This is a genomic window from Yersinia sp. J1 (assembly GCF_050586585.1).
Lineage (GTDB): Bacteria > Pseudomonadota > Gammaproteobacteria > Enterobacterales > Enterobacteriaceae > Yersinia > Yersinia entomophaga.
The window spans coordinates 11,847-37,138 of record NZ_JBOBDP010000004.1 but is presented as its reverse complement, the minus strand read 5'-3'; the positions used below and the strand labels follow the sequence as shown (position 1 = coordinate 37,138).

The window sequence follows — 25,292 nt, the reverse complement described above, 5'->3', positions numbered from 1 at the left end:
AAAGGGCCAGATAATATCTGGCCCTTTCTATTTGTATCATTTGGGGTTTAATTCAATGACCAATAGCTCAACAGAATCCCAAGGAACAGAACCAAACCAACGTAATTATTATTCAGGAAAGCCTGGAAACAAGGTTCACGCTGACGTTTAGCAATCATTTTCTGCTGATGAATAAATAGAGCGCCGGCTAATAAAACGGACCAATAGAACGCCCCGCCTAAATGCATCAGATAACCGATAATCACCATCAATAACAACGTAGCCAGTTGCAGCAACCCGACGATGAGGCGGTCATACTGACCGAATAGAATAGCCGTGGATTTGACGCCAATTTTTAGGTCATCGTCCCTATCTACCATCGCATACAGCGTGTCATAAGCGACGGTCCAGCAAATATTCGCCAACAGCAACAACCAACATACCAGCGGCAGGCTTTCGCTTACTGCGGCAAAACCCATTGGAATCGACCAGCCAAATGCCGTGCCTAACACCACCTGCGGCAAGTTGGTTACCCGCTTCATAAAGGGATAAATCCAGGCCAGTGCCAGCCCCACCAGAGATAGCCAGATGGTCATACTGTTTAAGGTCAGAACCAGCCCGAACGAGATCAGCACCAGTACGCCAAACAGGATTTTGCTTTCTTTTTCGCTCACAGCGCCACTGGGCAATGGCCGTGAAGCGGTGCGTTTTACGTGTCCATCGATTTTACGATCGGCGAAATCATTCACCACACAGCCTGCGGCACGCATCATAAACACGCCCAGCACGAACACGATCAGAATTTTTGCATCAGGAATACCGCGTCCTGCCAGCCATAACGCCCATAATGTTGGCCACAGTAACAGCAGTGAACCAATAGGCTTATCAATTCGCATCAAACGGCAATAGGCGCGCCATTTGCTTTGAAGAACACTTCCATCCAATTTATTTATCTCCCAAATCTTTGCTCATAGTCACACCCTGGAAAGCTGATATAACGGCGACGCTGGCAAGAATACTTCCGTCAGCAACAGGGGTTTCCCAGACAGGCGTAAAAGTGAACGGCGCGCCCAAAGCTTTTCCTGTAACCCCGTTTGGATATAGTCTCGCGTCAGAGCATCGCCACTGAACAGATAGCGCCCTAGAGGCACCGTTCCCAGATCCACCAGCGCACGATCGGAGCCAGAAAGGGTTTCTTCTGGCACCACCGTCCGCCCCAATAACCAAGGCTGAGCATCACCGAACAAAATAACTTCTCTCAGCCAATAACGCTGGCTTATCGGCAAATGTTCCGCCTCTTCACCCAGTTCATCGCGAGTAATAAAACATTCCAGCTTTGGTTCGATATGTACCCGTTGGCAATGTTGCTCAAAACGGCGGGTCATTGACCCCAGCTCCATCAACCAATCGGCAATATCGGCACTGAGATTAGGCTGATCAATAGATCGCCATTGAATAGGTTTTAGAATTGATACCTCGCCGTATGACATTCGGCTCGCTCCCGCCGGGGATACATCTGGCTCCCCGCAATTGGTCAACATGGGGCTATTGTAGCGCAGAAAGCCCTTGGGGTAACACGTCGAGTAGCATCTGATGATCATAACGACAACAGTGAGTTAACTGCGTCACATTTGCAGAATGCATTAGGTAAATTGATCTAATTAAGAGAAATAAGGTTGAGAAAGGGAAGAACGCGATAACCATCATAAATCATCGCCAAAGATGTCGCAGATAAAATCAGTCGGGGTATACATTCGTACGTAAACCAAAATCCACACGCGCAGTAGCCGCCATAGATCACAAAGAAAAAAGGTGCGCCACGGCGCACCAATCATCCAGCCACATTCGGCAGCGCTGGGTATCTAGCCCTTGCCTTTGACGCTGCCAATAAAGGTTTGACGCGCGGAGGTTGAGCCTAGTTTTTCCGCTTCATTCAGCAGTTTCAGCGCTTTATCCACATCGCCCGCTTTTACCGCATCTTTGATCGCCTGATTGAAATAGCTTTCGGTATCGTTAAGCATTGGCTCGGTCGGTTTACTCACCGGAGCCGGTGCGGCTGCCACTACGGGCTGAGTATTTCCGACCACGACAGGAGCGGGCGCGGCTGGCTGAGTGAAACCAATCATAATGTTGCCCATGCTTTGTTCCGCAGTGGCTTTGATTTTCAGCACACCAGTCGGAGCATGGCTGGCGATAGGATCGGGAATATTTGGTACTGCGTTACCTACGCCTTGGGCATAGGCTTTGGCCGGATCGAGCAGTTGAGTCGTTTTTGCCAGATCCTGTTTGGTGGTGTACACCAGCAGGTAGATTTGTTTTTGGCCTAATGCTGGAGTCAGTTTCAGTACGCCTTCAAGACGATCGAAACTCATGATGCCGGCTTTTTCGTAGGTAAAATAGCTGGCTGGATAGTAGGCCGCCGGGCGCATTTGTTCGTCCAGCACCACGACGCTTGGAGAGTAGAGTTTATTATCCACCACCTGACTACTCAGCGTGACTTCCATCGAACCGCGATCGGCTGGCAACGCGAAAGCGGCTACCGCACCTTCAATTTCACCCTGAGAAATATGCGGGCTGGCGTTGGTCAGTTTGATTTCCTGCGACGCCGGTGGAACTAACGGTTGCCACGGCAAGCTTTGTAAAGTCGATGGACTAATGCTCGGTGCAACCGAAACATTGGCCGGAGAAATAGTAGAAGCGGCCTGCACTGCCAGCGGCGCAGTCAAACCCAAGGCCAGAGACAAACAGAGTGACAGCAGATTCTTTTTCATTGTTATACCCTCATAGATTGAGCGTCAGCGCTAACTCCGCACGGGCAAGGTCGGCAAAGTTAACCAATCCATAACCCTTTATGTTTCAATCGGCTTTAAGGTGGCGATTTGAAATTTATCGGGTTATCACTTGATCTTGCTTTAAAAAATCAAACAGCCGCCCCGAAGGACGGCTGCGTCACTGCTGTTACCACCAGGCTTCGAATTGTGCGCCGAAGGTTACTTCGTTGTTTTTACCACGGCTATCGGTGCCGATAGTGCCGTTCTGCGCCAGCCCGAGGTCAGGACTGCCCTTAACGTTATCGTAGCCCCATTTCTCATCCCAGTTTGCATAGGTTGCAAACACGCGGATGGCCGGACGAGACCAGATGCTATCCCCCGCCTGCCATTGTTGAGCCAGAGTCAGTTTGTACTGGCCGTTACGGTCGCCGGTACGCTGAGATTTCACGTTGTCGTAGCCTGCTTCCAGTAAGGTGCTCATGATCGGCGTCCATTTATACATTGGGCGCACGCCCACACTGTACCAAGTGGTGCCGTTTTTGTTATCCCAATCGGTATCCTGGTATAAAGCGACGTACATCATGTCCCATTTTTCAGCCAGATTAATGGCACCGTGGTCAATAATACGCAGCATACTGCCGTTGTTATTCACCAGAGAGCCCTGTGAATGGCCGCTGTTCCATGAGGTCATCGAATCGGTGGCGTACTGAACCACAAATTTGTTAAAGCCGCCGAACATGCTTTGAGTATGTTCCGCCGTCAGCAAGACGCCGTCTTTGGTCGCATCTTGTGCCAATGCATAACCGTCCTGAGTATTAGCGCGACCGTAGTCCACACCGAACTCAAGCGTACCGCCTGGGTTGGTTTCCAATCCGGCTAAACGCACGTCAAACACGTCATTAATGGTTTTATCTGCATCTTTACGCTGATTATCGATCCAGGCGCTGGAGCCACCGGCTTCAGAGTTACGGGTTGCGGCCAAAGACAGCTTGCCGAAGCCCAGATCGATGTTTTCCAAACCTGCACCTGGGCCGGAGATATCCCAGTAGTAGAAGTCGATCATGTGAACGTCATGACGTTGATAGAAGCGTTTACCTGCCCACATGGTGGAACCCGGCAACCATTCGATCAGATTCTTACCCTGCACGTTGGCTTCACGGAAAGCGGGATCCGTTGATTCCCAATCGTCACGCTGTGATACGGAATAGGCTACGTTGGTATCGAAGTAGAAGCTTTTATCCCCTTCTTTCCACAGTTCCTGGCCTAATTTGATTTCCGCATAGGTTTCACATTCGTTGCCCAAACGGTATTTAGTTTGAGCGCCGGTGGTTTTGAAACATTGTTGCTCACCGCCGCTCCCTGTCCAACCGATACCAGAACGTGCATAACCGTGGAAATCTACGGCCATCGCTTGTGTTGACAGAACACCAGCGGCAACAGCCAGTGCTATCGGTAACTTGCGCAGAGTAGTCATCAGAAATCTCCTGTTTAATTTGCCTAACGGCGTGCGTGCTTTACATTCACTGTCAGTAGACGCCCGGCTCTTGATGCAGCCGTTGACACGCAGAGCCATCTTCACGGAACAGATGACAGCGATATGGCGGCAGCCCGATGGCGAATGTTGCACCTTCTTCTACCAGCACCACGTCGTTCTGGCGGTAAACCAGGTTCTGACGTATTGCGGGGATTTGGATATGAATCTGTGTTTCATTGCCCAGTTGCTCTACTACCTGAATCGGGCCTTCCAGCGTGACTTCCGATTCGCTGCTTGGCAGCAGATGCTCCGGTCGAATACCCAGCGACATATTGGCGCCGACCTGTACGCGATCGCCTTCCACCGGTAGCCAGACCAACTGGCGGTTCGGTAGCTCGATTTGTACCTGACGAGGCTCAACGGCGGTCACTTTCACTGGGAGGAAATTCATTTTTGGCGAACCGATAAAACCGGCGACAAAGCGGTTGGCCGGGTAGTGATATAGCTCCAGCGGTTTACCCACCTGCGCCACGTTACCGGCATCCAACACCACGATTTTGTCTGCCAGCGTCATGGCTTCGACCTGATCGTGCGTAACGTAAATCATGGTGCGTTGCAGGCGCTTGTGAAGTCGGGAAATCTCAATGCGCATCTGCACCCGCAGCGCGGCGTCCAGGTTGGATAAGGGTTCGTCCAGCAGGAACACATCCGGTTCAGCCACCAGCGTACGACCAATAGCGACTCGCTGACGTTGCCCGCCGGACAAGGCTTTTGGCCGACGATCCAATAGGTGCGCCAGTTGCAGCACTTCAGCGACCTGATTAACTCGCTGGTTAATTTCAGTTTTTTTGGCACCGGCCAGCTTCAGGCCGAAAGACATGTTTTCCGCCACCGACAGATGGGGATAGAGCGCATAAGACTGGAATACCATGCCGATGCCGCGTTCTGCGGGCGGCACTTCGTTCATCCGTTTACCGCCGATCAACAACTCGCCAGCGGTAATATCCTCAAGACCGGCTATCATGCGCAGCAGCGTTGATTTCCCGCAGCCTGACGGACCGACAAACACCACAAATTCACCATCTTCGATCTCCAGATTGACGTCTTTGGAGATCACGACCTCACCAAAGGCCTTATAAACGCCGCTTAGCGTTACGTTAGCCATGCGTTACTCCTTTGCTTGCGCAAACAACTTTTTCATGTGAATCCGATTGAAGAAAAATGGCGGAAGCAAAACCCGGCATAACCCAGCGATGACTCCCAGCACTCTGATGACTTTCTCTCTGCGCGCCGTGCCGCCATGCCACTGGCAAGGTTGCCTCGGACGGCGTCGCCGTCTGAGTATAAGGCTGCAAATTGATCAGCGCTTCAACACATTGATCTTGCTGGGTAATAAATAATCTGATTACGCCGTTCTGCTGGCTGATTTCAGCCAGTTGCCCTTGTTGAATCACCGGCTGACGGCGTAGAGCCAACAACGTTTGGCAAAAGCGCAGGGTGGAATCAGGATCCTGCTGCTGGCGGCTGATGGCCATAGCGCGATGTTCAATAGCCACACGCTGATACCAATGAATCTCTCCGGACGTAGCCTGCTCTGGCGCTTCGTGCCACGGCATCGGCGTCTGCGCACCTTGTGGTTCCTGTAGCGAAGCGGCGTGAGGCAAGCCCAGCTCTTCCCCTTGGTACAGCGCTATAGGCGCGGGCAATAGCGCCAGCAAGGTCAGAAAAGCGTCTGCGGAGCGAAGATCGCCCTGCCCCCAGTTGCTCACTACCCGTGGCCGCTCGGCGTCGCCGGTGCTCCACACGGACTGAGAAAGCGTGGCCCGACGCTCGGCTAATACCGACACCAGTTTTTCCGAACTGAACGGCACCACCTGCTGAGCCAAGGCACCTTGCAATAGCGGTTGCTGTAACGCCTCGGAGCCTGCGTTGCTCTGTGGGTTAATCCACACCGCCAGGCCTTGTTCGGCTAACCGCCGAGCCGTCTGCTCGCAGGGTTGCATATCCTGTGGCACAACCAGCCCATCAATCGATAAGGCGTTCAGATAAGTCAGTGCTCTCAACAGGCCGCGATAATCCCCCATGCCGTCGCCGTTTCCGTCACGGAAACTGATCGGGTGAACCCGATACAACGTAGGATGAGGAACGGCACGCGCTGGCAACATAGTCCTGGCCCTGCAAACTGTGGTTAAAATTGATGCTGCTGATACTGCGGGAATGCCGCAATTTGGTAATCATCCGTAACAAAGTTTTTCATGGGGGAGGAGATGGGAGGATGAGAGAGGTAAGGGGGTAAGCGAAAGTTCCCACCGAAAGACAAATTCGTGATCCTGCTTACAAATTTCGACCGGTATTTTTGTGGCTAACCCCACAGAATAGGCAGCAGTGTTAACTGGGTCACAATAACCTTGTCGGGGGCGTAGACGGGGGGAGGATGAGACTGTGTCCGGTTGTGACCCAATATGACAGCGTACTAAATTGCAGCGCACCCACATTATGACGCTGTCGCTGCCACCTCGCACTGTGACTCACAGCTACCCGATAAGCGGCTATTGATTCACACGAAAGTCGGTGCCCACAAAATTGGATAAAAGGATTGGATTATGACTCACAGTTTCATGAAGTCCGGCGTTGGTAAGACCGCTCGAGTCCTGGCGCTTTCCGCGCTGACCACGCTGGTACTTTCCTCTTCCGCTTTTGCCAAGATTGAAGAAGGTAAGCTGGTTATCTGGATCAATGGCGATAAAGGCTATAACGGTCTGGCAGAAGTGGGTAAAAAATTCGAGAAAGATACCGGTATTAAAGTCACCATCGAACATCCCGATAAACTGGAAGAGAAATTCCCGCAGGTTGCGGCCACCGGCGACGGCCCTGACATTATCTTCTGGGCTCACGACCGTTTCGGCGGCTACGCGCAATCCGGCCTGCTGGCCGAAGTCCATCCATCCAAAGCCTTCCAGGACAAACTGTTCCCATTCACCTGGGACGCGGTGCGTTTCAACGGTAAGCTGATCGCCTACCCAATCGCGGTGGAAGCGCTATCGCTGATTTATAACAAAGACATTATTAAAGACGCGCCAAAAACCTGGGAAGAAATCCCAGCGCTGGATAAAGAACTGCGGGCCAAAGGCAAAAGCGCCATCATGTGGAACCTGCAAGAACCCTACTTCACTTGGCCGGTTATTGCCGCTGACGGCGGTTATGCCTTCAAGTTTGAAAACGGCATCTATAACGTGAAAGACGTCGGTGTTAACAATGCCGGAGCCAAAGCTGGCCTGCAATTCATCGTCGATTTGGTGAAAAACAAGCATATCAATGCCGATACTGACTATTCCATCGCTGAAGCCGCCTTTAACAAAGGCCAAACCGCGATGACCATCAACGGCCCGTGGGCGTGGTCAAATATCGACAAGAGTAAAATCAACTACGGCGTCACGCTATTGCCGACTTTCCACGGCCAGCCGTCTAAACCTTTCGTCGGAGTATTAAGTGCCGGTATCAACGCCGCCAGCCCGAATAAAGAGTTAGCCACTGAATTCCTGGAAAACTACCTGTTGACCGACCAAGGCCTGGCTGAAGTAAATAAAGACAAGCCGCTGGGCGCCGTGGCGCTGAAATCCTTCCAAGAGCAGTTGGCGAAAGATCCGAAGATTGCCGCCACCATGGATAACGCCACCAAAGGCGAAATCATGCCGAATATCCCGCAGATGAGCGCATTCTGGTACGCCACGCGCAGCGCGGTATTGAACGCAATCAATGGTCGACAAACTGTAGAAGCCGCATTGAACGATGCCGCGACTCGTATTACCAAGTAACGGCTCTGCTCGTTAAAGGGGCACGGATTCCGTGCCCTGATAAATTCTTCACGTCAGATCGCAGTGCTGTAGTCGCTACAGAATGGCCAAATAGTCACAAAAGGGACCCGTTATGCAGTTATCCCAAACCGAAAGTTATGGACGCAAAAAGAAAGTCGCCTGGTGGCAGAGTGATGCGCTGAAGTGGCTGGCTATTGGCCTTATCAGCCTGTTTACCTGCTATCTGATCATATTAATGTATGCGCAAGGTGAATATCTTTTTGCCATAGTGACGCTGATTCTGGTTAGCCTTGGGCTGTACGTGTTTGCCAACCGTCGCGCCTATGCCTGGCGCTATGTTTACCCCGGCGTGGCCGGTATGGGGCTATTCGTCCTGTTCCCGCTGATTTGTACCATCGCCATCGCCTTTACCAACTACAGCAGCACCAACCAGTTAACCTTTGAGCGGGCGCAATCCGTATTGATGGATCGTCAGTTCCAGACCGGAAAAACCTACGGCTTCGGCCTCTATCCTGCGGGCAATCAATGGCGTTTACAGCTCACCACGCCGGATAGCGATCAACTTTTGATATCTGAGCCTTTCAGCCTCGATGGGCTGAGCGAGCAGCGAGTTAACGTCGCTCCGGCCAACACTGAAGCACAGGGTGAACGCGCCTCTTTGCGAGTGATTACTCAAAACCGTCAGGCGCTAAACCAATTGGTCGCGGTATTGCCTGATGGCGGCGAACTGCGCATGAGTTCACTGCGCCAATTTGCCGGAACCAGCCCGCTGTATGCGCTTGGTGCAGACGGCAGGGAGCTGATTAATAAGCAAACAGGCGTTATTTATCGGCCCAATATTGCAGAAGGCTTTTATCAGGCCGTCAACGCCGATGGACAGTGGGAAAATGAAAAACTCAGCCCCGGCTTTACCGTCACTATTGGCTGGAAAAACTTCCTGCGCGTGCTGCACGATGAAGGCATCCAAAAACCGTTTATCTCAATCTTTGTCTGGACCATTATTTTCTCGGTTCTGAGCGTGACCTTTACTGTCGCCGTGGGCATGGTGCTGGCGTGCGCAGTACAATGGGACGCATTGAAAGGCAAAGCTATTTACCGAGTGATGCTGATTCTGCCCTATGCGGTGCCGTCCTTTATCTCCATTTTGATTTTCAAAGGGTTATTCAACCAAAGCTTCGGTGAAATTAACCTGATGCTGAGCCACCTGTTTGGTATCAAACCGGCGTGGTTTAACGATCCTCTGACCGCCAAGAGCATGATTTTAATCGTCAATACCTGGCTGGGTTATCCCTACATGATGATTCTGTGCATGGGATTATTGAAAGCCATCCCTGACGATTTATACGAGGCTTCCGCAATGGACGGTGCCGGGCCGTGGCAGAACTTCACCAAAATCACCTTCCCGCTGCTGATCAAACCGCTCACGCCGCTGATGATCGCCAGTTTTGCCTTTAACTTTAACAATTTCGTATTGATTCAGTTATTGACTAACGGCGGCCCGGATATGATCGGCACCACAACGCCGGCAGGGTACACCGACTTGCTGGTCAACTACACCTACCGAATCGCTTTTGAAGGCGGCGGCGGGCAGGACTTCGGCCTCGCGGCGGCAATTGCCACCCTGATTTTCATATTGGTAGGCGCGTTAGCGATACTGAATCTGAAAGCCAGCAAAATGAATTTTGATTAAGGAGGAGAGGCAGATGGCCATGGTTCAACCTAAATCCCAGCGTTTGCGTCTATTGGGTACCCATTTTCTGATGCTCTGCTTTATCGCGCTGATTATGTTCCCGTTATTGATGGTTATTGCCATTTCACTGCGACCCGGCAACTTTGCTACCGGTAGCCTGATTCCAGACCAGATTTCCTGGGAGCACTGGAAGCTGGCATTGGGGATGAGCGTGACTCACGCCGATGGCAGCGTGACGCCGCCGCCGTTCCCCGTGATGCTGTGGTTGTGGAACTCGATTAAGATCGCGGTGATTACCGCCGCCGGTATTGTCACCCTTTCCACCACCTGCGCCTATGCCTTTGCGCGTATGCGTTTCAAAGGAAAAAGTAGCCTATTGAAAGGAATGCTGATTTTTCAGATGTTCCCTGCAGTGTTGTCACTGGTAGCGCTGTATGCGTTGTTTGACCGACTCGGCCAATATTTACCGTTTATTGGGCTGAATACCCACGGCGGCGTGATTTTCGCCTACATGGGCGGTATCGCGCTGCACGTTTGGACCATTAAAGGCTATTTTGAAACTATCGATAACTCGCTGGAAGAAGCAGCCGCGCTGGATGGTGCGACGCCCTGGCAAGCATTCCGATTGGTGCTGTTGCCGCTGTCGGTACCGATTCTGGCGGTGGTGTTTATCCTGTCGTTTATTGCCGCCATTACCGAAGTACCGGTGGCCTCTCTATTGCTGCGAGATGTGAACAGTTACACGCTGGCGGTCGGTATGCAGCAATACCTCAATCCACAAAACTACTTGTGGGGTGACTTCGCCGCGGCGGCAGTCCTGTCGGCCATTCCAATTACCGCGGTGTTCCTACTGGCACAGCGCTGGCTGGTGGGCGGATTAACCGCTGGCGGGGTGAAAGGTTAGTCAGAATCGTTTTGCTGGTACAGGTGTCTGTGTCGGGTGACTGCACCAGTTGGTTACAAAGCATGCCACTGCTTACTTTGCTGTAATTTACCCTGGTACTGTGTCTTTATGGCGGCCTATATGGCCGCCATTTTTTATGCCTATTATTGTTTACTCGCGTTTTAGTCGCTCGGTATTGGCCAGATATAACGTCACCACCAGCAGCAGAATCGACGCCGAATACACCAGCGTATCAATAGGGTTCTCGTGATCGACAATAATCAGCCGGATAATGGCAGTTATTCCGATATAGATAAAATAGCGTAGAGGGAAGTGATAACCTGACTCAAAGTACTTCACTATCAATGCGATAAACTCGAAGTACAGGAAGTAGATCACTATTCCTTCGATCAACTTATAGGATGAGGTTTCCTGATTATTGGTAAACAAAACCTGCCCAAGATGAAACGTCTCTTTAATCAGAAAGACCACCAAAATAGCGGCCAACGCGATCAAGCCAACGTTTAATAAACGCTGTAGATTTTTAGCTACCCATTGAGAACGCGAATTTTTCGCCATAGATACACCCAGAGAAAGAGGGGGAAACAGTCTGAGGCTAACACAAGGCCAAGCCTCAGACCGAAAAAAGGCCCCTTACATCAGTAAGAGGCCAATAATAAGCACGGATCAAAGAGCTTTAGCTCTCTAGCTTAACGCCAGTTCTTGAAACGGTTAATCAACGCATTGGTTGAGCTATCGTGGCTGGTCACCGGCGCATCATCCGCCAGCTCAGGCAGAATGCGGTTAGCCAGCTGTTTGCCCAGTTCTACACCCCATTGGTCGAAGGTGAAGATATTCAGGATTGCGCCTTGAGTAAAGATTTTGTGCTCGTACAGAGCAATCAACATCCCCAGGCTGAACGGAGTAATCTCGCGCAGCAAGATGGAGTTGGTTGGACGGTTGCCTTCAAAGACTTTGAACGGTGCAACGTGCGCCACTTGCTCCGGCGTTTTACCTGCGGCGGCAAATTCGGCTTCCACTTCTGCCCGCGATTTACCGAAAGCCAAAGCTTCGGTTTGCGCGAAGAAATTAGACAGCAGCTTAGCGTGATGGTCGCTCAGCGGATTATGACTGATAGCTGGCGCGATGAAATCGCAAGGAACCAATTTAGTGCCCTGATGAATCAACTGGTAGAACGCATGCTGACCGTTGGTGCCCGGCTCGCCCCAGATGATTGGGCCCGTTTGGTAACCAACCGGATTGCCATTACGATCCACATACTTACCGTTAGATTCCATGTTGCCCTGCTGGAAGTAAGCCGGGAAACGATGCATATACTGGTCATACGGCAGAATCGCTTCGGTTTCTGCGCCGAAGAAATTGTTGTACCAGATGCCGATCAGTGCCAATAGAACCGGAAGGTTTTTCTCTGCTGGAGTTTCGGCAAAATGACGGTCCATAGCATGGGCACCGCTCAGCAACTGCTCGAAATTCTCGAATCCAACGGACAGAGCAATAGACAGGCCGATAGCAGACCATAGTGAATAACGGCCGCCTACCCAGTCCCAGAACTCAAACATATTGTCGGTATCAATACCAAACTCGGCTACGGCTTTACCATTAGTAGACAGCGCAGCAAAGTGTTTTGCCACATGCGCTTCGTCCTGTGCAGCAGCCAGGAACCAGTCGCGAGCGCTGTGCGCATTGGTCATGGTTTCCTGAGTGGTGAAGGTTTTAGATGCGACCAGGAACAGCGTGGTTTCCGGGTTCAGCGGTTTCAACGCTTCGGCCATATGGGTGCCGTCAACGTTGGAAACAAAATGCATATTCAGATGATTTTTGTACGGCCGTAGCGCTTCGGTCACCATGTAAGGGCCAAGGTCTGAGCCACCGATACCGATGTTCACTACGTCGGTAATCGCTTTACCGGTGTAACCTTTCCATTCGCCGCCGATCACGCGGTCACAGAACTGTTTCATTTTAGCCAGCACCGCGTTCACTTCTGGCATTACGTCTTTACCATCGACCAGAATCGGGGTGTTGCTGCGGTTACGCAGGGCAACGTGCAGTACGGCGCGATCTTCGGTACGGTTAATTTTTTCACCGGAGAACATGGAGTTAATCGCACCGGCCAGATCGGTTTCTTTTGCCAGTGCCTGGAGTTTTTCCATAGTTTCAGTGGTGATGCGGTTTTTTGAAAAATCTACCAGCATCTGGTCGTCAAAAGTGGCAGAAAATTTCTCAAAACGCTGCTTGTCCTCGGCAAACAGATCGCGGATTTGCACATCTTTCATCTGTTCAAAGTGTTGTTCTAACGCTTTCCAGGCAGCGGTTTGACTAGGATTTACATTTTTCATAGCGACGCTCTTCTAGGCTTAAGGATAATGAAACGAATGCGTTAATTGTATCCTGTTAACCTGTGATTGAGATCTCTTTTCTTGCGATAGGTAATAACTCTCGATCAGAAAAGATCCCCATTCCCTTTTTAAGGGCAAAATTCCTATACTTCAGGATAACAACCTGTTACTGAGGTTGTGTAACTGTCACAGGTATGTGGCAGATTAAAACATACCCACTTTTGCTTAAGATTAAAAAGGTTGTCGCTATGGAATTATCTCCCCCGCTAATGTTGGTGGTGATTGGTCTGAGTTCATTATTGGCGCAGTGGGTCGCCTGGTTATTACGCTTACCGGCGATTCTTCCGCTGTTATTGATGGGTATTGTACTTGGCCCGCTGGTGCACTGGGTGCAGCCCGATTTGCTGTTTGGCGATTTGCTGTTCCCGCTTGTTTCCCTGTCCGTTGCCATCATTTTATTTGAAGGCGCGTTAACTCTGCGAGTGGAAGAGATTCGCGGTTTGGGCGGCGTGGTACGCAATCTGGTTACCGTGGGAATGTTGGTGACATTTTCGGTTATCAGCGTGGCCTGTTGGTGGCTACTGAATTTCCCTCCAGAATTGGCCGCGCTAATCGGAGCCGTCACAGTGGTGACCGGCCCGACGGTTATTGCTCCGTTAATGCGAGTGGTGCGCCCAAAATCTACGATTAATCAGGTGCTACGCTGGGAAGGGATTGTCATCGATCCGGTTGGGGCGATATTCACTCTGCTGGTTTTTGAATTTATTGTCCTGAAACAGAATGCAGAATCTTACACTCACCTGTTCTGGACGCTGGGTATTACCGCCGCGGTGGGTTTGATCGCCGGCGCGCTATTTGGCTATTTATTAGGATTGGCGCTGCGCCGCGTCTGGCTACCTCGCTATTTGCAAAACCTGGCGGTACTGGCAATTATGTTGGCCGCGTTTGGTATTTCTAACGCCATTGCCGATGAGTCCGGCCTGCTTACCGTCACGGTAATGGGCATCTGGCTGGCAAATATGCGCGATGTCGATACCAGCGATATTCTGGCTTTCAAGGAAGAATTATCTGCGATTCTGATTTCCGCTCTTTTTATTATTCTGGCGGCGCGGTTGGATATTCATGCTCTATGGAACATGGGTTGGCCGCTACTGATTTTACTGGCGGTAGTGCAGTTTATTGCCCGTCCGCTGTGTATCGCCGTTTCGACCTGGCGATCCAGTCTCCATTGGCGCGATCGTCTGCTGTTGTGCTGGATCGCTCCGCGAGGTATTGTCGCGGCGGCGGTCAGCTCATTATTTGCCCTAACTTTACAGCGTAATGGCTACGAAGGAGCGGATAAGCTGGTTACGGTAGTTTTTGCGATTATTATCGGCACCGTCGTGCTGCAAAGCCTGACCAGCGGAATAATGGCGCGCTGGCTGCGGGTTCAGCAGCAAAAGCCGCGCGGCGTACTGATTGTCGGGGCCAATAGCGTGGCGCGCATGCTGGCGCAGGCGTTGCTTAAACTGAATATTCCAGTGCTGGTCACGGATAGCAGTTGGGAATATTACCGCCTGGCGCGTATGGAAGGCATTCCGGCCTATTATGGTCACGCTTACTCAGAACATGCTGAAAACTATCTCGATCTGAGCGAAACCGCGCAGGTTTTGGCGCTATCTCCCAATCGCCACCAGAATGCGCTAGCGGTGTACCATTTTGGCCATATCTTTGGCGATAGCCATGTGTTCGCCATTCGTTCCGGCACGCTACAAAAAGGGCGAACCAATGCGGAAAGTAGCCGATTCCGCCGCCACGAAGTGCTGTTCGCGCCAGAAGCCACTTATGGCCGCTTAAGCAGCCAGATTGCCAAAGGTGCCACCATCAAAGCGACCAAACTCAGTGAAAACTTTGGCTGGCTGGAATATCTGGAGAAACATCAGGGCATTATTCCACTATTTTATCAGCGGGAAGACGGCACTTTGCAGCCAATTAGTGCCGGCGTGGCTCCCGCTGTGCCCTGCACTTTGATAGCCTTGGTACAGGACGATAATTCATCGGCAAGCCGCTGATTACCCAAGAAATCACTTCAACCAGAGGGAAGGCCAGGCGTCTTCCCTTTTTATTATAAAATTGACGAATAAGCGCTCGGTCAGAAAAAATTTTTATTGTTAACAATTGGTGACATCGTTGGAAAAACCGCTATTTTGCAGATAATCCCAATACATTGCCCTCGCCACGCCACAGATTCCCCCACTAGGCTGAAAACCGGCAGTATGAAGGTGAAAAAACCTCATTGTGCCGCCGTTGACAGCGGCCCGAGAACCCGTTATTCCTAAACACCTACTTACGCAGCATTGCGTAAGCCAGAAGAGGTGCGTCGCCCAGGTAGAGTGTCGGAGGAGCCGTAATCCGCTGAAGACATTTGAGGGGGAGCGACGCCGAGACGTGATGACTTCGGCTATCACCACGTCGACTACAGGGGCTGAATCCCCTGGGTTGTCACCGGAAACCGTTCATTTAGAATGGTTAGCAAGGTGGAGCGCTTCTGGGTGTACCCTAGCGTAACTCTTATGCTTGTGCCCCCTGTCTCCCGCTCTTCCCTTGTGCCAAGGCTTATGTATTTAGATGACCACCCTGCGCGGTGCATCCCTGACACGAGGTTTTTTAGATGATTCATGCAGCATCCCAACAGGCTACCGTCGTCGCCAAATTTGGTGGAACCAGCGTCGCCGATTTTACCGCCATGAGCCGCAGCGCTGACGTGGTTCTGTCTCATACCGATGTTCGCCTGGTCGTTCTCTCGGCCTCCGCCGGTGTTACTAATCTGTTGGTCGCCCTTGCCGAAGGTTGCGAGCCAGAACAGCGCGCCTTTCATCTGGATGAAATTCGCCATATTCAATATGCCATTCTCGATAACCTGAAAGAATCCAGCGTAGTACGTGATGAAATTGACCGTATGCTGGACAATATCGCCATGTTGTCCGAGGCCGCCAGCCTGGCGACATCCACGGCGCTGACGGACGAATTGGTTAGCCACGGCGAACTGATGTCTACGCTGCTGTTCGTTGAAATCATTCGCCAACGCGACGTTGCCGTGGAATGGTTCGACGTGCGTAAAGTGATGCGCACCAATGATCGCTTTGGTCGAGCAGAACCCGATACTCAGGCATTGGCCGAACTGGCTCGAGCCCAGCTGGCGCCGCGTCTGGCCGAAGCTATTATTGTCACCCAAGGCTTTATCGGCAGCGAAGCTAAAGGCCGCACCACCACTCTTGGCCGGGGCGGCAGTGACTATACCGCCGCATTGCTAGGTGAAGCTTTGAGCCTCAGCCGCGTTGATATCTGGACTGACGTTCCAGGCATTTACACTACGGATCCGCGCGTGGTGCCTCAAGCTCAGCGCATCGATAAAATCGCTTTTGAAGAAGCCGCTGAAATGGCAACTTTTGGCGCTAAAGTCTTGCATCCCGCCACCTTATTGCCCGCCGTTCGCAGCGATATTCCCGTGTTTGTTGGTTCGAGCAAAGATCCGGCCGCCGGTGGCACCTTAGTCTGCAATAAAACCGAAAATCCGCCGCTGTTCCGCGCGCTGGCATTACGTCGTAAACAAACGCTGGTGACCCTACACAGCCTGAATATGCTTCACGCTCGCGGTTTTCTGGCGGAGGTTTTCAATATTCTGGCGCGCCATAATATTTCCGTTGATTTGATCACGACCTCGGAGGTCAGCGTGGCGCTAACGCTGGATACCACTGGCTCCACGTCAACCGGCGAAAGTCTGCTGACCACGTCTTTACTGACCGAGCTATCCTCCCTCTGTCGGGTGGAAGTCGAGGAAAATCTGGCTCTGGTGGCGATTATCGGCAATCAGCTTTCTCAGGCTTACGGCGTTGGGAAAGAAGTATTTGGCGTATTAGATCCATTCAATATTCGTATGATTTGCTACGGTGCCAGCAGCAACAATCTGTGCTTCCTGGTTCCTGGCGACGATGCCGAACAAGTAGTCAAAACCCTGCACCATAATCTGTTCGAATAGATAATAACAATCAGCCGGGTGGATACCGCCCGGCACCTTCTCTGCACAACATCACCAGATAACAGGACATCGCATGCTTGCCAAAGTCACTCGCTTATTCCCGCTCTGGCCGGTTTTACTGTCTATCGCTGCCTATTACACTCCCAGCACCTTTACGCCGATCGGCCCCTATATCGGGCCATGACTTATGCTAATCATGTTTGCCATGGGCGTAACGCTGCGGTTAGAAGACTTCAAACAAGTGCTTTCGCGGCCTGCCCCGGTGGCTGCGGCAACTTTTTTGCATTATCTGATTATGCCGCTGGCAGCCTAGATACTGATACTGGCAATGCTATTCCGCATGCCGCCGGATCTTTCCGCTGGAATGGTTTTGGTAGGTTAGCGGAACAGCATCTAACGTTATGATTTATCTGGCCAAAGGTGATGTGGCTTTATCTGTCACTATCTCTGCGGTTTCAACGTTGGTTGGCGTATTCGCTACGCCGCTGCTCACCCGTTTATACGTCGATGCCACAATCAGCGTAGACGTAATGGGTATGCTGAAAAGCATCCTGCAAATCGTAGTCATTCCGATAACTGCCGGATTGGTTATCCATCACTGTTTTACCAAGACAGTTAAACGTATCGAACCCTACCTGTCCGCTCTCTCGATGGTATGCATTCTGACCATCATCAGCGCTGTAGTTGCGGGTAGTCAGGGACATATTGCATCTGTTGGATTCGTGGTGATTATGGCCGTTATTCTGCATAACGGTATCGGCTTGCTCAGTGGCTATTGGGGCGGAAAACTATTCGGCTTTGACGAATCAACCTGCCGCACATTAGCTATTGAAGTTGGTATGCAAAACTCTGGGCTAGCGGCCACATTAGGCAAAATCTACTTCTCTCCATTAGCTGCGTTTCCGGGGGCTCTTTTCTCCGTCTGGCACACTCTTTCCGGTTATCTCCTCGCCGGTTATTGGTCAGGACGAGCAATCAAAAAAGCAGCATCAAATGATAAATTAACTAAATAAAGTTGTCGTACCCGATAAATTTCAGGTGCGCTCTCGATCTAAATACAAAGACTTACGCGCGTTTACCTTAAATGTCCTCTACGAAATTTCACATTCCCATCTGCACGGGTTGTCAGCTATTACCATTTCCCCTATTATCCACCCCATAGAAATGAGTTAGGATTCTTCTGACTACAAAGAATAAGATTAATAGTAAAAACAAAATTAATCTTTATAAGAAAAAATAATACTTACTTTTCAATTTTTATAAATTTTACAAACACCATGGAATTAACCCTTCTAAAAAGAGTCATTCCATTTAGTCATTCTACGCATTTAATAAGTCATTAATTATCTGCGCCAACATCGCAGATAAAGGCTACCTGAAAAAGGTGAACTGACGCTTCAAGCCATTTGAGGCTTCTCTGTTATTTGCTATTTAACCTTTTCGAGCAAGAGGTAGTCTTGCCCCGACGCATTAAATAAAGGACAGAAACAGTACCAACGTCTTTATATGGCGTGACAGACTGTCTCTCATAATAGGATTAAATGATTAAAAGATACTCCGCATTTTTATTGCTTTTGAGCGCCAGCGCTCAGGGGAATACTTTGCCTAATATGGGTGACTTCTCCCCTATGAGCGAATCTCGTCGTGCATTGCAGGATAGCTCGCGTACCGTTCACGAAATAATGGATGAACGTCGCTACCAACAGTTAAAGAAACAAAACCTGTTGGATTCCGAAGCTGAAATGCATCACATGGCTTTACCTATGTCGGCGCAATGTTTACCGATCAATGGCGTTTATTTACGCGGCGTCACTCTATTAAAAAACAGTGACTTAGAATCGATCGCTACTTTACCTGAAAATTGCATCAGTAGTAACGATATTAATCAACTTACCCGTGAAATCACGCACTTATATATAAGCAAAGGTTACGTTACTGCCAGAGTTCAATTTATCCAGCCTAATCAGGATGGTGAACTGGGTATTAATGTCACCGAAGGTTTTATCGAGAAAATTATCGGTGGTGACCACTGGGTTAATAGTGATTTATTATTTCCTGATTTAGTCGGAAAACCGCTTAATCTGACACAGCTTGATCAAGGATTAGATCAGGCGAACAGGCTGCAATCCAATACAACTAAATTAGATATTTTACCCGGTAAAAAAGACGGTGGTTCTATTGTTCGATTGAACAATGTACATACCAAATCATGGCTTTTATCTGGAAGTATGGATAATTACGGCCAGAAAAATACCGGAAAATGGCTGGCTCGGACTTCTGCCAGTTATGATAGCCCATTGGGTTTATCTGACTTCGTTAGCTTAAATGTCAGTAGCACATTAAAAGATCCGCAGCAGCGCTATAGCCGTGCCTACACCATGCTGTATTCCATACCTTACGGTGCCTGGACATTTAGCGGATTTGCCAGTTTCTCTGATTATTTAAATCATCAGAAACTAGCGATTAATACCGTTAAATTAGACGGAAATACAAAACAATACGGCCTGCGTACGGATTATGTGTTTCACCGGGATCAAGACCAAATTGACTCACTGAGCGCACAACTTACCTACAAAAACGTTAATAACTATTTTGAGTCATCCAAGCTACATATCAGCAGCCCAACGCTGACGGTGCTGGAATTGGGTGCCAGTCATATGCAAATTCTACCGCGCGGCCTGCTTAGCCTGAATGCCACGGTAGAGCAAGGCATGCCGTGGTTTGGCTCAGAGCGGAGTAGTGGCCGCAAACCTGCCGGTTATCCGGACGCACAGTTTACCAAAGCCAAGGTTTTCGCCAGTTTAAGCCAGCGCTTTACCCTGTTTGATAACCCGTACCAATTGACCAACTCGTTCTACGGCCAGCACAGCAAAAACTCTCTACCGGGCGTGGAATGGATCAGCCTGACTGACCGCAGCGCAGTACGCGGCTTTAGTCATAGCACCCTTTCCGGCGATAACGGTTGGTATCTGCAAAATACGCTGTCTCGCACAGTTCCAGTGGGCAATACCACTTTTACTCCACGTTTAGGGGCAGATGTAGGGCGAGTACAGGCACGTCTTAGTCAGCAAAGCTGGCAAAGCAGCGCAGGCCTCAGCGCCGGAGTGACCTTCCGTTATCAACGGTCATTAATTGATGTGGAAGCCAGCCGTGGCTGGATTCTTTCCGAGCATAAAACCCCCGTTGATCCGGTACAGGTTCTGGCCCGTTTCTCGTACACCTTTTAACGATCCTTTTATTGATTAATAACACCAGTAGTTAACGTTATAAAAACGGAAATATCTAGGAGATACACGGATGAAAACTAAAAAATTCAAACTGTCACCCGCAGGAAAACTGGTTGCCTCTTTGGCGATTATTTTCGCCTCATTGGGTGCAGCCTACGCCGCCGATATCGTCGGGGCCGGTGACGCAGCCCATAACCCAACCATCAGCAGCGCTGCCAACGGCGCTGCGGTAGTCGACATTGTTGCTCCTTCAGCATCAGGTTTGTCTCATAACCAATACGATAGCTTTAACGTCAATAAACCCGGCGCAGTGCTAAATAACTCCTTAACCGACGGCACCTCTCAACTGGCCGGTCAGCTTAATGCCAACGCCAATCTGGGCAGTAACGCTGCAAAAATCATTCTGAATGAAGTGATTAGCCGTAATCCTTCTTTACTATTAGGGAAACAGGAAATCTTCGGCATGGCCGCTGATTATGTGCTTGCTAACCCGAACGGTATCACCTGTGATGGCTGCGGTTTTATCAATACCAACCGCTCTTCGTTGGTGGTAGGGAATCCGCTGGTTGAAAAAGGGGAGCTGAATGGCTTTAACACCTTCAACAATACCCATGCGCTCTCAATAGGCAAAGGCGGACTGGATGCGGATAGCGCTCTGGATCTGATTGCACCACGCATCAGCGCCGAAGGCCATATTTCCTCACCGGAGCAGGTTTATGCTCTGACCGGCGAAAACCGTGTCTCAGCCAAAGGCGAGATTCTGGAAAGCAGAAACACTCAAAAAGCGGGCGCATTAGACAGCTACTACCTTGGTAGTATGCAAGCTGGCCGTATTCGCCTGATCAGCACAGCCGAAGGAAGCGGTGTCAAAATCGGCAATGAAATCGATACCTTTCGTTTAGCTAACGGTCAGGTCACCGTTGGGGATATCGATGTTGCATCGAAAGGCAATCTCGAGTTAGAGGCAGCCAAATTAAAAGGCGCCGATATCAGATTAACGGGTAAAAACATCGTATCCAAAGGCAAAATCATCTCCGATAGTCACAGCCGTAATGATAGCGATAACTACGATACCTGGTGGAGCGGCAAATACGTTAACAACCGCGATAGCAGCCAGCGCCTTCAGGAAACCAGCATTTCAGGTAATGATATTTCGATTGTTGCCAAGCAAAACAATACGCTGACCGGCGCATATGTCCAAGGCCGCGATGTCACTCTGCAAGGCGCTAACCTCAAGCTAGATGGGCAAAAACTCACACAAACCGACGGCCATACTGATAATCGGGATCGTGGTGCCTGGCGTCGCAATACCAATAAAGAAAACGAGAAAGTTGAACAAGTTGGCACTGAGATTCATGCACATCGAAATGCAAAATTAATGGCTGACGAAGGCGATATCGTGATCAGCGGTAGCCAGGTCTATGCCAACAACGATCTCAGCATCAATGCAAAAAACGATCTGCATCTATCGGGTTTAACTGAATCACAAACCGTCCGCGAAAATGGCAAACGTAAAAATGACACCAGCAAATTACTGACGGGTAGCTGGTCCAATAGCACTACGACGGAAAATCTTAAAACCGCAAAACTCAACGCCGTAACCGGTAATTTAGGCCTCTCCGCGGGCGGTAATATCACCAGTAAAGGCGCGGAAGTTCGAGCTAAAAAAGACCTGATTGTCACCGCAGACAAACAAATCAATATCGATGTACAGAAAACAGCCAACCAGAAAACCGTGAAGAACGATATCGTGGTTTGGGGCGGTATCGGCGGCGGAGATGATAAGGATAATGGCAATAAGAAAGAAGTCAGCCATGCCTCTGATTTTTCTAGCAATGGGAAACTTCTGGTATCCGGTAATCAAGGCGTTAAGGTTACTGGTAGTAAAGTCACCGCCAAAGAAGGCGCATTCGTTGAAACCAAGAATGGCGGTCTGGTCATTGATAACGCCATTAGCTTAACCACCGAGAAAGTGGATCAACGCACCGGTACCGTTTTCAATATCACTAAAGATTCGAAGAAAGCGAATAACTCTACCGAGCAATCTACCGGTAGCGAACTGAAATCTGATGCAGATTTAAAACTGTTTAGTCAGCAAGATACGACTATCGTTGGCAGTCTGGTCAATAGCGCCGATGAGTTAGGGATTAAAACGCTGGGCAATCTGAATGTTAAATCAGCCGTTGAACAGCAAAAGATTGACGAAAAAACCACATCGCTGAAAGTCGATGCCTATGCCAAAGAACATAGCGATAAACAATATCGTGCCGGCCTGCGCATTGAGCATACCAGCGAAACAGAAAAAACCGACAGCACCAAGAATAAAGCGGCAACCCTCAGCGGCGGCAGCGTAAAAATCGAATCCGATAAAGACGTTACCTTTACTGGCTCGAAACTGGAAACGACCAAAGACGACGCTAAAATCAGCGGTAATAACGTTGCTTTTCTGGCTGCAGAAGACAAAACCACCAGCGACAAAACCAGCACAAAAGTTGGCGGCGGCGTTTACTACACTGGCGGTATTGATAAAGCGGGCAGCGGTGTAGAAGTTGGCTATGAAAATAGCAAAACTCACACTGACGCGAACAAAGCCGCGGCATCCAGCTCCAACGTAGCGGGAAACTTTACCGTTGAGGCAAAAGGCGATCTGACCAACCAAGGCACTCAGCATAAAGTGGGGGAGAAACTGACGCAGGAAGCAGCGAATGTGAATAACCTCGCAGCTAAAAATACCAAAAACAGCAAAACTGAAACGTTAACAATCGGTGCTGAAGTCGGCGCTAACGTTGATTACAGCGGCATTACTCGTCCGGCAGAAAAAGCGATTGATAAGATTGCTAAACTGGACATTCTCGGTGCCGCTAACGATTTGGGTGATATTGGCCTGCCGAACCTTGGTATCGATGTCGGAGCCAACGGCAGCAGCAGCGATGTCACTAAAAACAGCTCAAAAGCGCTCGTTACTTCCGTTCAGGCTGGCAGCGTTGCCACGAAAACCACAGGCACAGTGAAAGATCAGGGCACGCAATACGAAGCCACTAAAGGCGGCGTAACCATTGAAGCCCAAAGCCACACCAGCGAAGCGGCAGCCAATACTGAAACCGTTAATAGCCGTGAGACCAAAGGTAACGCAGATCTACGTGTTTATACCTCCACTGGCAGCGATATCAGTGCCGATGCTAAAGGCGAAGGCGGTACTACCCGTAGCGAAAAAGACGCCAGCAACGCGGTCACCGGCAAGATTAAAGCGGCCGATGGCATTAGTATCAAGGTCAAAGAGGACGCGACTTATCAGGGCACCTCTCTGGACGCAGGCGCGGGTAAAACCAGCGTCAAAGCCGGCGGGGACATCAAATTCGATCAGGCCACGGATACCAGCAGCGAGAACCATAAAGGCTTTAACGTTAAGCTTTCTGCCAAAGGCGGCAGCACGCCAGAGAGCAACAACTTCGGCATTGGTTTGGGCGGCGGTATAGACAACGGCAGCAGCAGCACTTCCGATGCCAAAGTGAGTCAGTTGGCGGGTAAACAAGGCGTAGAACTGGATTCCGGCCGTGATTTAACGCTGAAAGGCAGCCAGATTGGTAGCAAAGAGCAGCCAACCGGCAATGTCACGCTGAAAGCCGCGGGCAAGGTTGATTTGCAAGCAGCTGAATCCACCAGCAGCAAGGAAAATACCAAGCTGTCTGGCAACATCAATGTCGGCACCAGCAGTACCGATTCTGAAACCAAGAGCGGCGGTGGTTTCAATCTGGGCGGCGACGTTAACTTCGATAAAGTTGATGAATCAGCCACGACTCGTCAGGGTAGTAAAATCGACAGCAAAGGGACGCTGAAGATTGAATCCGGCAGCGATGACAAACAGGCTATCCATTTGCAAGGCACCGAAGTCACCAGTAAAGCAACGGTTCTGGATGCTAAAAAAGGTGGCATAGTGCTGGAGTCAGCGCAAAACGAAGAGAAGAAAAACAACTGGAATTTGGGTCTGAAAGGCAGCGCAGGCATTTCTCAATCTTATGATAAGAATGACAAAGGCGTAGTCGACAGCGAATCTGGCAAAGACTCTCATAACGTTAGCGCGGGTATCAACGTCGGCGTTGAGAAAAAAGATGCGGTTAAACAACAGAATACCAAGATTAATACCGGTAATCTGACGTTGAACAGCGGAAAAGACACCACGCTGGCTGGTGCCACAGTGACTGCGGATAAAGTGAGCGGGGATGTAGGTGGCGATCTGCGTGTCGAAAGCCGCAAAGATCGTGAAACCGGTGTCAACGTTGGCGTGGATTTAGGTTTAAGCCACACCAATAAAAAAGAAGATAATCTGGTAACTCGCGTTTCTGATGCCAGCCCGGTAGGGAAGGAAAAAATCAAAAACGCCTTGGAAACCAAAGCTAACAAAGCCTTTGATAAGGTTGAAGATAAGTACAATAAGTTCGCTCACAAAAACGACCCTAAGCAAGACACCACCAATGCCGTGAGCTTTAGTAAAGCCAACGATAAAGTGACCTTGCCAGAGAAATTGGTTGAGGAAAAAACTGACAGCGCGGTTTGGGATAAAGGCGCTCGTTGGGCGGGTAACAAAGTGAAAAACAAAGTCGTTGGCCCGGCAGAAGAAATTGGTCTGGATGGTCACTTCAAAGTTAACGCTAACGTGGTAAATAACGATGCCATTAACGAAACCTCAGCGATCAGCGGTAAAGAAGGCGTAACGCTGAACGTGAAAGGTAACACCTTGTTAAACGGCGGAAAACTGAGCAGTGATCAAGGCAAAGTTGAACTGAAAACCAAAGCTCTTGAGTTACAGGAAGTCAAAGGTAACAACTATCAGGGCGGCGGCGGCTTTAACCTTGCGCCAACCGTTTCTGGTTTGCTCACCGGCGGTGCGAAAGATGTATTGAGTGGCAACACTCCGTTTATTCAGGCCCATACCAAGTCTGAAAACCGTGATGTAAAGGGTGGAATTGAAGAAGGCAAAAAGGATGATAAGGCTGAAGAAACCGAGTAATCAAAGCTGAATCAAAGGGGTTTTAGGGACATTATCTGCGCCTAAAACCCCACCTGAACATGAAAAACCG

General features: G+C 50.1%; 15 protein-coding genes, 1 pseudogene and 1 riboswitch. Of the genes and pseudogenes, 8 read left to right on the top strand and 8 right to left on the bottom strand.

What is annotated here, in order from left to right; translation table 11 throughout:
• Window positions 1–47: 47 nt before the first annotated feature.
• The 6 genes from ubiA to ACQ4OC_RS08595 all read right to left on the bottom strand — a co-directional run bounded on the left by ubiA (window position 48) and on the right by ACQ4OC_RS08595 (window position 6,389).
• On the bottom strand, window positions 48–923 hold the full coding sequence (gene ubiA, locus ACQ4OC_RS08620) for a 4-hydroxybenzoate octaprenyltransferase (protein WP_064515511.1): 876 nt from the start codon (window positions 921–923) through the stop codon (window positions 48–50).
• A gap of 30 nt (window positions 924–953) precedes the next feature.
• On the bottom strand, window positions 954–1,469 hold the full coding sequence (gene ubiC, locus ACQ4OC_RS08615; protein ID WP_064515513.1) for a chorismate lyase: 516 nt from the start codon (window positions 1,467–1,469) through the stop codon (window positions 954–956).
• Between the two features lie 372 nt (window positions 1,470–1,841).
• Window positions 1,842–2,750 carry a maltose operon protein MalM gene (gene malM, locus ACQ4OC_RS08610; protein ID WP_430971101.1) on the bottom strand — a complete coding sequence of 303 codons (909 nt, stop codon included), beginning with the start codon at window positions 2,748–2,750 and terminating at the stop codon, window positions 1,842–1,844.
• A gap of 187 nt (window positions 2,751–2,937) precedes the next feature.
• Window positions 2,938–4,224, bottom strand: a complete 1,287-nt coding sequence (locus tag ACQ4OC_RS08605) for a maltoporin (protein ID WP_064515519.1) — start codon at window positions 4,222–4,224, stop codon at window positions 2,938–2,940.
• Between the two features lie 52 nt (window positions 4,225–4,276).
• Window positions 4,277–5,389, bottom strand: a complete 1,113-nt coding sequence (gene malK, locus ACQ4OC_RS08600) for a maltose/maltodextrin ABC transporter ATP-binding protein MalK (protein WP_064515521.1) — start codon at window positions 5,387–5,389, stop codon at window positions 4,277–4,279.
• The gene (locus ACQ4OC_RS08595) at window positions 5,382–6,389 is read right to left on the bottom strand and encodes a hypothetical protein (RefSeq protein ID WP_120805615.1); all 1,008 of its coding nucleotides are present in this window, start codon (window positions 6,387–6,389) and stop codon (window positions 5,382–5,384) included. The genes malK and ACQ4OC_RS08595 overlap by 8 nt, the downstream gene beginning before the upstream one ends.
• A 438-nt stretch (window positions 6,390–6,827) precedes the next feature.
• Here ACQ4OC_RS08595 and malE point away from each other — a divergent pair, with 438 nt between their 5' ends.
• The 3 genes from malE to malG all read left to right on the top strand — a co-directional run bounded on the left by malE (window position 6,828) and on the right by malG (window position 10,633).
• Entirely contained in the window at window positions 6,828–8,039 is a 1,212-nt protein-coding gene (malE, locus tag ACQ4OC_RS08590) for a maltose/maltodextrin ABC transporter substrate-binding protein MalE (RefSeq protein ID WP_064515523.1), read from the top strand.
• A gap of 112 nt (window positions 8,040–8,151) precedes the next feature.
• Window positions 8,152–9,729, top strand: coding sequence for a maltose ABC transporter permease MalF (gene malF / locus ACQ4OC_RS08585; protein ID WP_064515525.1), 1,578 nt, complete (start codon window positions 8,152–8,154; stop codon window positions 9,727–9,729).
• A 13-nt stretch (window positions 9,730–9,742) separates the two neighbouring features.
• Window positions 9,743–10,633, top strand: a complete 891-nt coding sequence (malG, locus tag ACQ4OC_RS08580) for a maltose ABC transporter permease MalG (protein WP_049598118.1) — start codon at window positions 9,743–9,745, stop codon at window positions 10,631–10,633.
• 150 nt (window positions 10,634–10,783) lie between these two features.
• Here malG and psiE read toward each other — a convergent pair whose 3' ends face one another.
• Window positions 10,784–11,191, bottom strand: a complete 408-nt coding sequence (gene psiE, locus ACQ4OC_RS08575; RefSeq protein ID WP_064515527.1) for a phosphate-starvation-inducible protein PsiE — start codon at window positions 11,189–11,191, stop codon at window positions 10,784–10,786.
• 131 nt (window positions 11,192–11,322) lie between these two features.
• Window positions 11,323–12,969 (bottom strand): glucose-6-phosphate isomerase, encoded by a 1,647-nt coding sequence (gene pgi / locus ACQ4OC_RS08570; protein ID WP_430971100.1) that lies wholly within the window; start codon window positions 12,967–12,969, stop codon window positions 11,323–11,325.
• 248 nt (window positions 12,970–13,217) lie between these two features.
• Between pgi and ACQ4OC_RS08565 the strand changes: the two genes are divergently transcribed.
• From ACQ4OC_RS08565 to ACQ4OC_RS08545, 5 genes and pseudogenes are all read left to right on the top strand, one after another.
• Window positions 13,218–15,020, top strand: coding sequence for a cation:proton antiporter (locus ACQ4OC_RS08565; RefSeq protein ID WP_120805613.1), 1,803 nt, complete (start codon window positions 13,218–13,220; stop codon window positions 15,018–15,020).
• A 290-nt stretch (window positions 15,021–15,310) separates the two neighbouring features.
• Window positions 15,311–15,504: riboswitch (Lysine riboswitch) on the top strand.
• Between the two features lie 115 nt (window positions 15,505–15,619).
• The gene (gene lysC / locus ACQ4OC_RS08560; RefSeq protein WP_120805611.1) at window positions 15,620–16,987 is read left to right on the top strand and encodes a lysine-sensitive aspartokinase 3; all 1,368 of its coding nucleotides are present in this window, start codon (window positions 15,620–15,622) and stop codon (window positions 16,985–16,987) included.
• 73 nt (window positions 16,988–17,060) lie between these two features.
• Window positions 17,061–18,000: pseudogene (gene panS / locus ACQ4OC_RS08555) on the top strand (ketopantoate/pantoate/pantothenate transporter PanS).
• Between the two features lie 528 nt (window positions 18,001–18,528).
• On the top strand, window positions 18,529–20,214 hold the full coding sequence (locus ACQ4OC_RS08550) for a ShlB/FhaC/HecB family hemolysin secretion/activation protein (protein ID WP_064515534.1): 1,686 nt from the start codon (window positions 18,529–18,531) through the stop codon (window positions 20,212–20,214).
• Between the two features lie 70 nt (window positions 20,215–20,284).
• Window positions 20,285–25,222 carry a hemagglutinin repeat-containing protein gene (locus tag ACQ4OC_RS08545; protein ID WP_064515536.1) on the top strand — a complete coding sequence of 1,646 codons (4,938 nt, stop codon included), beginning with the start codon at window positions 20,285–20,287 and terminating at the stop codon, window positions 25,220–25,222.
• The last annotated feature ends 70 nt before the right edge of the window (window positions 25,223–25,292 follow it).